We start from the raw sequence: 13502 nt of genomic DNA on the forward strand, positions 1-13502 counted from the left end.
GGTTACAAAAATGAATACAGTAATTAGTAAAAAATTTTTAGCCGTAGTAATTAGCTGCCTGTTAGTTGGGTTTACTACAAATCATGATGCTTTTGCACAGTCGTCAGATGGAACTGGTTCTGTCACAAACGTTTCGAAACAAGAAGAAAAAGAACATCAAGATGAGCATGAACACGAAAAGGGACATGAAGAAGATAAAGGTGACCATGACGAGCACGGCCATGAAGGTGGTAATAAAGAGGGAGAAGAAGGACATGAAGAAGGTATCACTATTGATCCAAAGAAGATGTCGCTTGCTAACATTAAAGTGGAAAGTGTTAAGCCTGAATATCAATTTAGCTCCGTATATGCACCTGGCGAAATAAAAGCTAATGGCTATAAAAGTTATGTGGTATCACCACGTACAGAGTCAGTCATTATCAGTCGCCATGCAGCGCTTGGCGAGTATGTAGAAATAGGTCAGAAGTTAGTTACATTATTTAGTGAAGCAATGGCACAAGCACAAGCTGACTATTTAATCGCTTCAACCGAATGGCAACGTGTAAAAAAGCTGGGTAATAAGACGGTGAGTGAAAGTCGATTATTACAAGCTGAAACAACATACAATGCGAGCTATGGCAAGCTCATTGCTTTAGGGTTAACTGAAAAAGCAATAAATGGTATTTCTAACAAAGACATTAAAGCATTTGGACAATATGCATTAACGGCGCACCGTGAAGGTGTCGTGCTTCAAGACGACTTTATCCAAGGGCAACGTGTTGATGCTGGGGATTCAGTCATGTTGTTAGCTGATGAAAAACAACTATGGGTTGAAGCAAAAGTTTCTCCAAATAAAAAGCTAAATTTATCAATTGATTCTCCTGCGGTACTTAAATTAGAAGGCCAGAGTTACAATGCCAAAGTTATCCAAGAAGCCCATACAATTGATCCCGTAACTCGTACAAGAATTATTAGATTGGGGGTACAGAATGCTGATGATAACCTTCATTCAGGTATGTTTGTAAAAGTTTACTTTCAGTTTGCCACAAAGCAGAAAGTGATGGCTGTGCCAGAAGAAGCATTGATCCGCAGCGCAGATGGTGATTGGACCGTATTTGTCGAAGACCACCCTGGAGAATTTAAAGCTGTAGAAGTAGAACTAGGCCGAGCCTTAGGTGATTTTAGGGAAATCATTGGCCTTGATAGTGGGACGCGAATTGTAACCAAAGGCGCATTTTTTGTTGCTTCTGAAATCGCTAAAGGCGGATTTGATCCGCATAACCACTAAGGAGCAAGACTATGTTTAATAAAATAATAGATTGGTCTGTTAATAATAGACTCCTGATTTTGATTGCGCTGTTTGCCACAATTGTCGGCGCAATTATGGTTATACCAAAACTAAATTTAGATGCCTTTCCTGATGTTACTAATGTTCAAGTTGCTGTAAATACTGAAGCGCCAGGACTAGCTGCTGAAGAAGTTGAACAACTCATTACGTACCCCATTGAAGCGGTCATGTATGCCTTACCTGATGTAGAACAAGTGCGCTCAATTTCTAAAACAGGCTTGTCTGGCGTCACGGTTGTTTTCAAAGAAGGCACCGACATTTACTTTGCAAGACAACTTGTATTTGAGCGTCTTCAAGCCGCAAAAGAACTGATACCAGAAGGTGTCGGCACACCCGAAATGGGGCCAAACACCTCAGGGCTAGGCCAAGTATTTCAGTACCTTCTTATTTCAGATAAAGATGCAGGCTATGATGCTATGGCACTCAGGAGTCTCAATGATTGGGTAGTAAAATTACTCGTTATGCCTGTCGATGGTGTTACTGATGTACTCTCCTTTGGAGGTATTGTTAGGCAGTACCAAGTAAATGTAGATCCATCTAAGCTTCTTTCTTATAACCTAACGCAAGAAGACGTTGTTGGTGCCCTAGATAACAACAATGCCAATGTTGGCGGATGGTATATGAACCGTGGGCAAGAGCAGCTTGTTATTAGAGGTGCAGGTTGGTTTGAAAGTGGTGACGCTGGTATTAGTAATATCAAACAAGTTCCCGTCAAAACAGTTGATGGGACAGTTGTGACGGTTTCGGATATTGCTAAAGTTGAAATGGGCAGTGAAATTCGTCAAGGTGCTGTCACAATGACGCGCAAAACCGAAGACGGTAAAGTCGAAAATTTAGGTGAAGTTGTCTCTGGCATTGTCTTAAAACGCATGGGGTCTAATACTAAAGCCACCATTGATGGTATCAATGCAAGAATCCCATTGATTAATCAAGCATTGCCTAAAGGTGTTCGCTTTGAACCATTTTATGATCAGGCTGATTTGATTGAAAAAGCCGTTGATACAGTAGTTGATGCACTATTACTAGCATTTATTTTCATCTGTATTGTATTAGCACTATTTTTAATGAATATACGTGCAACCTTCCTTGTCCTAATATCTATTCCAATTTCAATTGGTATCGCGTTAATGATCATGGCTTGGTGGGGCATTTCTGCAAACCTTATGTCATTGGGTGGCATTGCCGTAGCCATTGGTATGCTAGTTGATGGTTCAGTCGTGATGGTTGAAAACATGTTTAAGCATTTAAATAGACCAGACTCTACCCATTTAAAAACTGTAAAAGAAAGAGTGCCTAGTGCTGATACTGATCCACATGATGTAGAACAAGATGAGCATGGTATTAAGTTACGTCTTCAAAATGCGGGTAAAGAAGTGGCTCGTCCCGTATTTTTTGCAGCTTCTATTATTTTAGTCGTATTTACGCCTTTATTTAGCTTTGAAGGTGTTGAGGCAAAGTTATTTCAACCTATGGCAATAAGCATCATTTTAGCTGTTATATCTGCTATTGTGGTTGCGTTGTTTGTTGTACCCGCTTTAGCTACTTATTTATTTAAGTCAGGTGTAAAAGAGAGGGAAAGCTTTGTTCTTAGGCCATTAGACAAACTCTACAGAAAAGGGCTTACATTCGCACTAAAACGCACCAAATTAGTCATTTCAGCCGCACTTATATTAGTTTTCTCTGCCTTTGCATTAGTTCCATTAATTGGTACTGAATTTGTACCTGAGTTAGAAGAAGGGACGATAAACTTAAGAGCAACGCTTGCACCTTCTTCCAGTTTAGATACCGCGCTCACTGTGGCACCAATTCTAGAAGAAAAACTAATGGCTTTTCCTGAAGTAACCTATGCATTAAGCCGAATTGGTCGAGCAGAAATAGGTGGAGACCCAGAGCCTGTGAATAACATCGAAATTTACATAGGGTTGAAGCCTGTTTCTGAGTGGACCAGTGCATCTAATCGATATGAACTTCAAGGAAAAATGGAGAGATCTTTAGAAGAATTCCCTGGGTTGCTACTCAACTTTTCTCAACCTATTGCGACTCGTGTCGATGAGCTACTATCTGGTGTTAAGGCTCAGTTGGCGATAAAGTTGTTTGGGCCTGAACTTGAGGTACTGGCGGCTAAAGGTCAAGAAATAGAAACAGCAATTAAAAACATTGAAGGTGCAAGGGATGTTGCATTGGAGCAAATTGCTGGTGAAGCGCAATTGGTGATAAGTCCTAACAGGCAAGAACTATCACGCTTTGGATTGTCTGTGAGTGACATAATGGAGGTTGTGCGTGATGGTATTGGTGGTGTTGAAGCCGGACAAATAATCAATGGTAATGAACGTTATGATATTTACGTTCGCATAGAGGAAGAGTACCGAAGTAACAAAGAAGCTATTGCTGATATTCGGCTTCAATCACCTACTGGTGCTTGGGTGCGGCTGGGTGACGTAGCCTCAGTCTCATTTGAGTCAGGCCCACCACAAGTTAGACGCGATGATGTACAACGAAGAGTCGTTATCCAAGCAAATGTACAAAATCGAGATATGGGAAGCGTGGTTGCCGATATCAGAACGGTAATTGCTGAAAAGGTTGACTTACCTTCAGGTTATTCTGTTTCGATTGGCGGCCAGTTCGAAAGTCAAAAACGTGCTCAAAATAGGTTAGCTATAGTTGTACCTTTATCGTTAGCACTAATCGCACTACTACTTTACTTTGCCTTTGGTTCTGTTGGTCAAGCTATGCTGATATTGGTCAACGTGCCGCTTGCTGTAATTGGCGGAGTTTTCTCCTTATATTTATCTGGACAATACTTGTCTGTACCAAGCTCCGTTGGCTTTATTACCTTATTTGGTGTAGCGGTATTGAATGGGGTCGTTATGGTAGAAAGTATCAACCAACGTATTAAAGACGGTCTAGAAGCATCTAAAGCCGTTTTTGAAGGCGCTACTTCAAGATTAAGACCTGTACTTATGACTGCTATAACATCAGCTTTAGGTTTGATACCGATGTTAATGTCTAATGGTGTTGGTGCAGAAATACAGCGCCCATTAGCGAGTGTTATTGTTGGCGGCTTGGTAACTGCAACACTGTTAACATTATTTGTTTTACCTGTTTTATATCGCTGGTTTTCAGAGAAAAAAATAAAAGAGCTATCCAGATAAAATTACTGTGAACTCTAACCCCACGCTAAAGTCACGTTTAGCGTGGGGTTATTGAGTAGATGAACGAAAAGAAAGATTAGATTTAACAATAAACTAATAGTCATGACTGCTTTGTCGGAATATTTGTCGTTAAACAGGCCAAAGCTAACTTCCGCTTTCGTATCTTTGCAGTCTTAATCTCTATGTGTCTCAAGGTCGGATTATGGCACGTGCCAGACTCTAACTTCGAGTCTGGCTTAGGTTCAAATTTAAGCATCGATCTGTTCTGATACTTCTAACGCATCATCAACTTCTATTCCCAAGTACCTGACAGTGCTCTCTAGTTTTCTATGGCCAAGTAGAAGCTGACAGGCTCTTAAATTTTTAGTTTTTTTGTAAATTAGTGATGGTTTGGTACGTCTCATTGAATGAGTGCCATATTGAGTCTTATCTAACCCAATTGAGGTGACCCAAGAGTCAACTATACGTCCATATTGACGGGTTGAAAGGTGTTCAGAGGAATGAATTCGTGACTTAAACAAGTAATCATAAGAATTGAGAGTAAATTGCTCTATGAGCGCCACAATTGATTTCCTTGTATTTCCAGTAATTTCAAATTGAACAGGCATACCAGTCTTTTTTTGAACGACTATTGCCCGTGATTGGATTGCTTTACCATGTGCAATGTCATTAACTTTTAGTGAAACTAAATCACACCCTCTTAGTTTGCTATCTATGGCTAGGTTAAATAGTGCTAGATCTCTTATTTTATGAAAAAGTTCCAGTCGTATTCGGATAGCCCATATTTGCTGTAATTTTAGAGGTAACTTTTGTCCTACAAGCTTATTTTTATTCCAAGGCTCTTTAGGCTGATATATAGTTAACTGGTGCATTAGTTGTACTCCGGTGTTTATGGAGTTTTAAGCTTAGCTCGCTACAAAAGAATTCGGGTATGAGCGAGGAGCGGACACTGAAAAGTTAAATTTATTATTACTTCTTTGAGTAAGAGCCTAATTCTGTTCGATAACATTATTAAACGCCGCTTTGGGGAAAAATAACATGCTTAATATCTCGCTATTTTAATTACTTGTTTACAAAGGAAATTATTGGTGAAATTATCGGGGTATGTAATATACGCCGTTTTGGTGTGTTATAAACCACCAAAACGGTGTTCAATAAGCTGTTAGCCATTAATTCATACGTACGGAGTTTATATGCTTACCCATTCCTTCGAAGACCTGACTCAAACGTTTAGAGTTCTGCTTGAATCGAATCAAAGATTAAAACAATTAATTGATATTGATAGAGCAGAAGCCGTGGGTACTGTGGAAACTGCAATTAACGCAAAATTAAATGCATTCCATAATTTATATGATTTGATGGCGCAAGAATTAGGAAAGCCAGTAGATTGGTATTCAGTCCCTGAACTTTGCATAATTCTGGCAATTCGCAATGCTCGCCACCATAACAAAGCAAACAGAATTAGAAGTTTATGGAACTACCATAATCAAGTTTGTGAAAAGCCTACAAACAAAAAGAAGTATCTATACGTAAATTCTGTTGTACCTGAAGAGGAAGAAGGTGGAGGGTACTTTGATATACCTCTATCTTGGTCTGATTTAGACGATTTGTTAACTTTGCCACGAAATGAATCAAGATTGAGAGCTAATGCTAGAGATCTAATTCGTAACTATTTAAATGCAGATAAATTTGAAGAAGAGGCAAAATCTTTAGGTTTCAGTAAATCTCAAATATTTTTCAACTTTGTGCCTTTGTCTCTGAATGCAGGAATTGCATTGCACCCATTTGTGAAAGAGCATGTGACACCTGATTCAGTAGAGTCTGAATTTTTTTTACAGCACTTTGAAAATACAGCCTCAGCACTGACTAAAGAACACGACTATCAAGAGTTCACATTTTCACTACCAGAGTAAATGGCTAACAAGAGTCTAAGGTTACGACAGTCCGCAAATGGCACAAAGCCGTCCTTCAGCTCTAACTCACTACTGTCCAAAAACAAGTTACTAATCAAAATCTCGCACTAAACAAACAAAAAAGCGCGGCTTACTTAAGCCGCGCTTTCTACTCATTATTCACAATTAAAGTGTGTAGCTAAAGGTTAATTTAGCATTACGCTCTTCTCCTGGCATACCGCCTAAGAACATTGCTTTTGAGTAATAGGTTTTGTTAAACAAGTTATTTAGGTTTAACTGTAGTTTCCAATCATCTGTTTGGTATTGAATGGCGGCGTCGTACACCGTGTAGCTCGGTACGTAGCCATCAGGAATACCAAACGAGGTTGAGTTTGTGCTGCGGTCATCAACATATTGCACGCCTGCGCTAATTGTCAGTGGCTCGGCTAAATTAAACCATTTAGCGTCATAGCTTAACCAGCTGCTTGCTGTTACATAAGGCACACCTTTTTGGCGAGTATCGAAAGATGATGAGTTAGGGTTTTTCTTATCGCGAGCGTCTTGATACACCGCATTTACGTTAAGTTTCCACTGCTCGTTTAAATCGGCATTTAAATCAAGTTCAACACCTTTGGTTTGCTCTTCACCATCGTAAAAGCTTTTTGGTACTGAGGCATCAGATACACCGGCTTCATAATCTGGGTTGGCATACTCAAGGTTTGTACGAGCACTATCAAATACCACCAGTGAGGCCAGTAGTTGATCGTCAAAGGCTTTTACACGCATACCAATGTCGTTACTGACTGATTCTGCGTCATCGCGGTCAGCTTCGTTACCCGACACACTACCAAGCACGCTGTAGGCTGTGCGACCTTTAGAGTGGTTTACAAAGAACGAAATATCATCGCTAAGTTTGTATGTTGCACCTAGGTTGTAGGTCATACCGCTGTCTGATGTATCTGCTTCTGGCGTTGGCTCGGCGGCACTAGCGCGGTAGCGCGCATCAACGCCAAAGTGTTCGTAGCTTTGTTTAATACGGTTGAACGCAACACCTACTCGGGTTGTGAAAGTGTCGTGAATATAGGCAACATGTTGAATACCTACACCCCAAGCTTGAACCTTTTTGTTGTAATCGCTGGTTTTTAGCGGGTCGTAATCATAAAAGCTGCCTTCGCCCCAGTTCGGGTTACGAATATCAAAAATGTAAGGTAATTGACCTTGGTAAATAACCTCTCCATCTTTATTTTTAATGACTTTGTCGGCATCGTAAATTGAGTATTGTTTAAAACGAATATCGCGGTCTTCGTAGTTGGCGTTTACAAGTAGTTCGTTATCAATACCAGCAAAGCTAAAGTCATAACGCAAGTCAGCAAAGTATTGCCATGATTTTTCGTCAGCTTCTACTTGGCGGTATTCTTGGCGGCGCGCAGCAAATGGGTATAGTACGTCATCAACTACTAATGGAGCGCGCGGGTCAGCATTGATCACGCCATTACGGTTCCAATAAACATAGTTGTAAGCACCCGTTTGGCGGGCAAAGCTCGATTCGTAATTACGGTATTGTAGTTGCTGATTTAAAAATAAATTATCAGTAATGAAGTAGTTATGAGTTAATTTAAAGCGTAGTTCTTCGCCTTCGTTATCATTCGCCATTGGCGAGATAATACCGTTATGGCCAAAGGTGTAAGGTGTTAAGCCATCATTTGCTGCCAGTGAATCTGCTAATTGCTGGCGTTGCTGATCGGTTAGTTGCAGGCCTTTTGCCGTTGCGTCGTTAATTAAATCAGCAGCGGTTACTTCACCTGCGGTTTTACCATTGACTGAGTCGCTGTTAAAAATACGAATAGGGTGGCCAATTGAATCAACGGCAATGGCATCTTTGATATAAGCGGCAGAAATCATGATGTCTTGTTTGTCGCTTAATACGTATTTTAACGCGCCATAAATTTCATCACGGTCGTCTTTTAAATCGCGGTAGCCATCGCTGCGAGCTGTTTTTGCGTTAACGCGATAAGCAAGGTTGTCGGTTAATGCTGCTGTACTATCAAAGCCTAGTGAGTAGCTATCCCATTGACCAAGCTCAGCATTAACGGTGTGCTGTTCAGTAAATTGTGGTTTCTTTTCAATCAGATTGATAACACCACCTGCGCTACCCATACCATATAAGCCCGTTGCTGGGCCTTTAAGTACTTCTACAGATTCAACATTGGTCATTGAGCGGGTTGGGTTAAAGGTGTTACCTAGGCCTGCACCGCCGTACATGCCATCGTAAGTATAGTTAGCGCCTAAACCGCGGATCACTAAGTTATCGCCAATACCGTAGTTATTACCGGCTTGGGTTACACCACTGATGTTACGTACTAAGTCTTGTAAGTTTGTTGCGCCTTGCGAGTTGATAAGCTCTTGATCAACAACCACAACTGGCGCTGGCGTTTCCATTAGGGTCATATTTGATTTAGTGGCAAGGCCAGATTCAAGTACTACACGGTTTTGTTTATCGTAAACGGTAATACGTTCAACTGAGTTTAAATCGTTGGCGGTTGCATTGAATGCGCTTAAGCAGGCTAGGGCTAAAATTGAGTATTTATGTGTCGTCATTATAGGTAATTAGTCGAAGTTTTTCGGTAATGATAATGCGATCTATTTTCATTTCAAGTTTTATTTATCTGTTTTGGGTAATTTCTCATTCTAGGCACAGGTTGTTAACAATTGGTTTTATGGTTGGTAATTTTGTTTACGATATAGATACAAGTGAGGGTTGCTGACTTCACTCATGCAAAGCCAGCATGTTAGCTTATTTAAAAACTTTGCCGTCTTTCATAACAAATTGTACATCTTCAAGTACTGCAATGTTTTCAAGCGGGTTGCCTTTAACGGCAATAATATCGGCTAAGAAACCGCTTTTTATTTGCCCAAGTTGATCATCAGCTTTAAGCAGTTTAGCGCTGTTGATAGTGGCAGATTGCAATGCTTGCAGTGGTGTCATACCAAATTCAACCATACGCGAAAACTGCTTCGCGTTATCGCCATGTGGGTAAATCGCCGCATCGGTACCAAATACCATGTTCACTCCTGCTTTTACTGCACGGCTAAAGCTATCGCGTTGCTTTTTAGATACTTGGCGTTCTTTGTTGAGGTTTTCTTCTGCAACCCCATTTTGTTCACCAAAGGCTAGGGTGTACTCAGTGTTGTAAATATCCATTGAGAACCAAGTACCGTGCTTTTTAGCAAGTTTAATGGCTTCGTCATCAACAAAACTAACGTGTTCAACACTGTCTACACCGGCAACAATGGCCGCTTTAATACCACTGGTACCATGCGCATGGGCTGCTACAGTAAGGCCACGTAAATGAGCCTCGTCAACAATGGCGTTCATTTCGTCTTGGCTATATTGTTGAATACCGACTTTTGTGCCTTTTGAGAATACACCGCCTGTTGCACAAAATTTTATGGCATTAGCACCGTACTTAATGTTTTCACGTACTTTAGCGCGCACGGCCCATGGACCATCAGCAACGCCCTCGGCGGTGTATTTCATTTCTGGTGGCAAACGGTTGTTATCGCAGTGACCGCCAGTAACACCTAACGACGGGCCTGCAGCCCAAATACGTGGGCCAACAATGTCGCCTGCGTTAATGCCATCGCGAACTGCAATCACGCTGTAGCCTTCTGCGCCTAAGTTACGCAGCGTTGTAAAACCTGCATACAGTGTTTTTTCGGCAAAGTGCGCCGCTTTGATTGCTTTACGCGGAATCGATTGACCAATTCGCTCACTGCGCGGCACGGTAGGATCGCTTGTTAAATGCACATGCATATCCATTAAACCTGGCACCAAAGTCAGCTCTGGTAATTGAACATGCTTATCGCCGTCTTTTAAATTCGGCTGTTTATTGCTTTGTACAGCTGTAATTTGACCATTATCTATACTAATAAGTGGTGATTTAATCAGTTTACCTGAATTTACATCTACCATGGCTTTTGCCGATAAGTAGGTTGTTGCATGGGTATTTAAAGAGGTTAGGCAAGTAAGGCCTAGGCTAATCGCAAGAACTGTCTTTTTCATTTTTATTCAAAATTGGTAAGTCGAGTCGCCACTCTAGCAATCAGCCTGCAAAGTGTAAATAAACTGCGATAAGTTACGGCTATACTTGCTAAATAGGGAACTAAACCCTCATAATTTACGCGTACTTAATATAAGGGCAGGGAAAGAATGAAAAACGTAAAACTAGCACTACTTAGTTCGGCAGTGATGTTTGCATTACTTGGTTGTAATGAATCAACGCCAACAAACGAAAAACCAACCACTTCGGTGAGCAAACAAGCGCCTAGCGCAAGCTCAGCTACAGAGCAACTTGATACATTACTAGCAGACTACTTTGAAGCAGGCCTAAAGTTTAATCCAATTGGCGGTACTTACATTGGCCGTAGCGAATATAACGACCAATTTATTGCACCTATTAGTAAAGCAAACCGCGACGAGCAGCTTAACTTTGTTAAAGAATACAAAAACAAACTAGCAAATATCGACAAAGCGCAATTAACGGGTCAGTCATTATTGAGCTACGAAATTCTAGCGCGCGATTTAGACCTTGCGATTGAAGGTGCTCAGTTTCCAAGTTACTTAATGCCAATTAACCAAATGGGTGGGGCGCATAATACCTTTGCTGCATTAGGTTCTGGGCAAAGTGCACAGCCTTTTAACACCGTGGAAGATTATCGAGCATTTGAAAAACGTGCTGATGGTTTCATCGCTTGGTTAGACAGTGTTGAGCAATCAATGCGCCAAGGCATGAAAGACAAAGTGGTTCTTCCTAAGCCGCTTGCTGAAAAACTATTACCACAATTTCAAACTCATATTGTAGAAAAACCAGAAGAGTCATTATTCTGGGGGCCAATTGCTCAGTTACCTGAGTCTTTCAGCGACGAACAAAAAGCACAGCTAACAAGCGCATACTCTGCGATGATCAGCGAGCGTTTAGTGCCGGCGTATCAAAAAATGGCTGACTTTTTAGCTAATGAATATATTCCAAATGCCCGTGAAAGCATTGGTTACAGCGACCTACCAAATGGTAAAGCATGGTATGAGTATCAAATCAAACAGCATACAACACTTAGCTTAAACGCCGATGAAATTCATGACATTGGCTTAAGCGAAGTATCGCGTATTTTATCTGAGATGAAAAAAGTCAAAGAGACTGTCGGTTTCGAAGGCGATTTAAAAGCGTTTTTTGAACACTTAAGAACTTCAGATGAGTTTTACTACGATACGCCAGAAGAGTTAATTGCTGCGTACGAAGCAGTAAAAGAAAAAATTGATGCTAAGCTGCCGCAAATGTTCGATATTGCGCCAAAAGCGCCATACGTTGTAAAAGCAGTTGAAGATTTCCGCGCTGAATCTGCTGCGGGTGCATCTTACCAGTCGCCAGCACCAGATGGTTCACGCCCAGGTATTTTTTATATCAATACCTTTAACTTAAAAGCACAGCCTAAGTTTTTACTTGAAACACTGTCTATTCACGAAGCAGCGCCGGGTCACCACTTTCAAATTGCCTTGCAACAAGAAATTGAAGGATTACCGCTGTTCCGTAAATTCGGTGGCTACACGGTATTTGCAGAAGGTTGGGCATTGTATGCAGAAAGCTTAGGTAAAGAGCTTGGTTTATTCACTGACCCTTACATGTGGTACGGTCGTTTATCAGATGAGCAATTACGTGCAATGCGTTTAGTGCTTGATACTGGTTTCCATGCGAAAGGTTGGACACGTCAACAAGGTATTGATTACATGTTGGCAAACTCATCAATGGCCGAAAGTGACATTATCGCCGAAGTTGAGCGTTATATTGCATGGCCGGGCCAAGCGCTATCGTACAAGTTAGGTCAGTTCAAAATTCAAGAACTACGTGACTACGCGAGCAAAGAGCTTGGTGATAAGTTCGACATTAAAGCTTTCCATACGCAAGTTCTGATTGATGGCGCATTACCTATGCCAATTCTTGAAGAGAAAATTAAGCGTTGGGTTAACGAGCAAAAGTAACACGCTAAACTTTGCGCGCATGCTGGCTTTACGCTAGAATGCGCGCTGTTTAGGGGCTTTGAGTAATACCATGTTAGAAGATCAATTTTGGCTTAAGCGCTCGCTTGAGCAAATGTCACAACCCGAATGGGAGGCCATTTGTGATGGCTGTGGTAAATGTTGTTTAAACACATTTATCGACAGCGAAGACGAAGATGAATTTACCGCAACGGATCAACTTCGCGAGGGTGAAGAACTCATCTTCACTAATATCGTTTGCCAATACCTAGACAACGACACCTGTGGTTGCAGCGAATATGAGAATCGTCAAACCTTGGTGCCTTCATGTGTAAAACTCACTAAAGAAAACCTCAAAGACATCTTTTTTATGCCGCAAAGCTGTAGCTACCGCCGCCTTTACGAAGGACGTGGTCTTGCGTCTTGGCACCCGCTACTGAACGGTGGCAGTAAAGACATGATGCATGAGCTAGGTATTTCGGTGCGTGACAAAACAGTTAAAGACTGTGATGTTGACCTAGATGACTTTGACCTTTACGTGGCCGAGTGGCCAACTAGAGACATTGATTAATGAGCGCCCTTAAAGCCAGCATTGGCTTGTTAAACCCAAAAAGCCCAACCAATGTGGGTGGCGTATTACGTGCCGCGGGTTGTTACAATGCCAAGCAGGTGTTTTTTACTGGTAGCCGCTATTTACGTGCCAATAAGTATCACACCGATACCAAAAATGTGCTTGAGCATATTCCACTAACGCAAGTTGAAAGCCTTGAGCAAGCAAAGCCTGAAGGTGCCACAACGGTGGTGATTGAGCTTGTTGAAGGTGCAACGCCGCTGCCTGAATTTAAGCACCCTGAAAACGCATTTTATGTGTTTGGCCCTGAAGATGGCTCGGTTAGTAAAGACGTGCTGAAATGGTGTGATGAAGTAGTGTATGTGCCAACCATAGGCTGTATGAACCTAGCCGCAACCTGCAATGTTGTGCTGTACGACCGACTTGCAAAGCTCGGTGGTATTGAGAGTTCAAACGACACCATTTGCAATAGTCGAGACACCAACAACTCACTTAAATGGCAACAAAAAAAGAGCGCTAAATAACGCTC

The 13502-nt window shown here is 41.5% G+C and carries 9 protein-coding genes; 6 read left to right on the forward strand and 3 right to left on the reverse strand.

All coding sequences use genetic code 11. The annotated features are described in order from the left end of the window. The first annotated feature begins 10 nt into the window (after positions 1–10). Both L1D46_RS03170 and L1D46_RS03175 read left to right on the forward strand, forming a co-directional pair. The gene (locus tag L1D46_RS03170) at positions 11–1267 is read left to right on the forward strand and encodes an efflux RND transporter periplasmic adaptor subunit (protein WP_002962258.1); all 1257 of its coding nucleotides are present in this window, start codon (positions 11–13) and stop codon (positions 1265–1267) included. A gap of 11 nt (positions 1268–1278) precedes the next feature. Further along, positions 1279–4479, forward strand: coding sequence for a CusA/CzcA family heavy metal efflux RND transporter (locus L1D46_RS03175; RefSeq protein ID WP_004588883.1), 3201 nt, complete (start codon positions 1279–1281; stop codon positions 4477–4479). 248 nt (positions 4480–4727) lie between these two features. On the opposite strand, the gene L1D46_RS03180 is transcribed toward L1D46_RS03175, so the two are convergent. Then, a complete protein-coding gene (locus tag L1D46_RS03180; RefSeq protein ID WP_004589486.1) occupies positions 4728–5351 on the reverse strand; it encodes a tyrosine-type recombinase/integrase in 624 nt (207 codons plus the stop codon). 321 nt (positions 5352–5672) lie between these two features. Between L1D46_RS03180 and L1D46_RS03185 the strand changes: the two genes are divergently transcribed. Continuing rightward, on the forward strand, positions 5673–6392 hold the full coding sequence (locus L1D46_RS03185) for a hypothetical protein (protein ID WP_058155173.1): 720 nt from the start codon (positions 5673–5675) through the stop codon (positions 6390–6392). A gap of 165 nt (positions 6393–6557) precedes the next feature. On the opposite strand, the gene L1D46_RS03190 is transcribed toward L1D46_RS03185, so the two are convergent. Then, the gene (locus L1D46_RS03190) at positions 6558–8969 is read right to left on the reverse strand and encodes a TonB-dependent receptor (protein ID WP_130052570.1); all 2412 of its coding nucleotides are present in this window, start codon (positions 8967–8969) and stop codon (positions 6558–6560) included. A gap of 196 nt (positions 8970–9165) precedes the next feature. Next, complete coding sequence (locus L1D46_RS03195; RefSeq protein WP_130052569.1) at positions 9166–10434, reverse strand: amidohydrolase family protein; 1269 nt, start codon at positions 10432–10434, stop codon at positions 9166–9168. Positions 10435–10581: 147 nt separating this feature from the next. Here L1D46_RS03195 and L1D46_RS03200 point away from each other — a divergent pair, with 147 nt between their 5' ends. From L1D46_RS03200 to L1D46_RS03210, 3 genes are all read left to right on the forward strand, one after another. Next, the gene (locus L1D46_RS03200; protein ID WP_130052568.1) at positions 10582–12405 is read left to right on the forward strand and encodes a DUF885 domain-containing protein; all 1824 of its coding nucleotides are present in this window, start codon (positions 10582–10584) and stop codon (positions 12403–12405) included. A 70-nt stretch (positions 12406–12475) separates the two neighbouring features. Beyond that, positions 12476–12973 carry a YcgN family cysteine cluster protein gene (locus L1D46_RS03205; RefSeq protein ID WP_130052567.1) on the forward strand — a complete coding sequence of 166 codons (498 nt, stop codon included), beginning with the start codon at positions 12476–12478 and terminating at the stop codon, positions 12971–12973. Beyond that, entirely contained in the window at positions 12973–13497 is a 525-nt protein-coding gene (locus L1D46_RS03210; protein WP_054552060.1) for an RNA methyltransferase, read from the forward strand. Before L1D46_RS03205 ends, L1D46_RS03210 begins: the two co-directional genes overlap by 1 nt. The last annotated feature ends 5 nt before the right edge of the window (positions 13498–13502 follow it).

It is taken from the genome of Pseudoalteromonas sp. Isolate3 (genome assembly GCF_022398505.1).
Classification (GTDB): Bacteria; Pseudomonadota; Gammaproteobacteria; order Enterobacterales; family Alteromonadaceae; genus Pseudoalteromonas; species Pseudoalteromonas apostichopi.

Bases quoted from the DNA above. Each gene is read 5' to 3' on its own strand.
- L1D46_RS03200 (WP_130052568.1), top strand. From the start codon at position 10,582: ATGAAAAACGTAAAACTAGCACTACTTAGTTCGGCAGTGATGTTTGCA.
- L1D46_RS03180 (WP_004589486.1), bottom strand. From the start codon at position 5,351: ATGCACCAGTTAACTATATATCAGCCTAAAGAGCCTTGGAATAAAAAT.
- L1D46_RS03210 (WP_054552060.1), top strand. From the start codon at position 12,973: ATGAGCGCCCTTAAAGCCAGCATTGGCTTGTTAAACCCAAAAAGCCCA.
- L1D46_RS03205 (WP_130052567.1), top strand. From the start codon at position 12,476: ATGTTAGAAGATCAATTTTGGCTTAAGCGCTCGCTTGAGCAAATGTCA.
- L1D46_RS03190 (WP_130052570.1), bottom strand. From the start codon at position 8,969: ATGACGACACATAAATACTCAATTTTAGCCCTAGCCTGCTTAAGCGCA.
- L1D46_RS03175 (WP_004588883.1), top strand. From the start codon at position 1,279: ATGTTTAATAAAATAATAGATTGGTCTGTTAATAATAGACTCCTGATT.
- L1D46_RS03195 (WP_130052569.1), bottom strand. From the start codon at position 10,434: ATGAAAAAGACAGTTCTTGCGATTAGCCTAGGCCTTACTTGCCTAACC.
- L1D46_RS03170 (WP_002962258.1), top strand. From the start codon at position 11: ATGAATACAGTAATTAGTAAAAAATTTTTAGCCGTAGTAATTAGCTGC.
- L1D46_RS03185 (WP_058155173.1), top strand. From the start codon at position 5,673: ATGCTTACCCATTCCTTCGAAGACCTGACTCAAACGTTTAGAGTTCTG.